General features: G+C 76.3%; 1 protein-coding gene and 1 pseudogene. One reads left to right on the forward strand and one right to left on the reverse strand.

Going from position 1 to position 798, the window contains the following annotated elements:
* Positions 1 to 276, reverse strand: a pseudogene (locus ABD211_RS33010) (hypothetical protein); the annotation flags it as partial.
* 100 nt (positions 277 to 376) lie between these two features.
* Between ABD211_RS33010 and ABD211_RS33015 the strand changes: the two are divergent.
* Positions 377 to 798: DUF5937 family protein (locus ABD211_RS33015; RefSeq protein WP_344140447.1), on the forward strand; the 422-nt coding region annotated here is incomplete at its 3' end.

The following is a 798-nucleotide window of genomic DNA, read 5'->3' on the forward strand; positions in this document are numbered from 1 at the left end:
GACCAGCAGCGTCGCGGCCACCGCCGACGACCGGGCGCCCCGGTCGAGCCACCGGCCCAGGACGGGCAGCGCGGCCAGGCCGGCGAACAGGCCCGCCGACAACGCGAGGCCGGCCGCGGCCACCCCGACGTCGAGCACGACCACGCCGTACAGCAGCACGAACGGGCGCATCAGGCCGCCGCCGACGGCGTCGATGAGCAGGGCGGCCGCGTACCGCGGCCCGCCGCCGGCCAGGAGCAGGCGCGGCCAGGTCAGATCCGTGTCCCGTAAGGTCATGGGCCCACCGTCGCCGCGCCCATGCGGCACCGGCACATGAGTTGACGATCACCGTCAACCGGGGCGGGCACCGGCCCGGGCCGCTGTCAGGATGGGACGCGTGGGCGTGACCATCGACATCACCGGCGTGCCGGCCGAGAGGTTCGTCTTCTCGCCGTCCCCGCTGGCCGAGCTGACGGCGATGGTGCACGCGCTCAGCGAGCCCGCCCACCACCCCGACCTGCACGGCTGGGTCACGGCGACCACGTCGGCGCTGAAGCCTGACCTGCACGACCGGTTGATCGAGGCGGACTTCCTGTGGCGGTCGGCGCGGGCCGACTTCTTCGTGCCGGGCCGCCCGCGCGCCACCCTCGCCGAGGAGCTGGACGACGTCGACCGGCTCGACGACGAGGCGTACGCGTCGGCCGCGCTGATGACGACGAGCTGCGGCTCCGTGCCGGCGCACCACGCGAACCCGCTCGCCATCCCGGCCGGCCGGCGCCGGGCGCTGGACCTCGCCGCGGCGCGCGGCCCGCGGCAGGC

It is taken from the genome of Luedemannella flava (assembly GCF_039528515.1).
GTDB lineage: Bacteria > Actinomycetota > Actinomycetes > Mycobacteriales > Micromonosporaceae > Luedemannella > Luedemannella flava.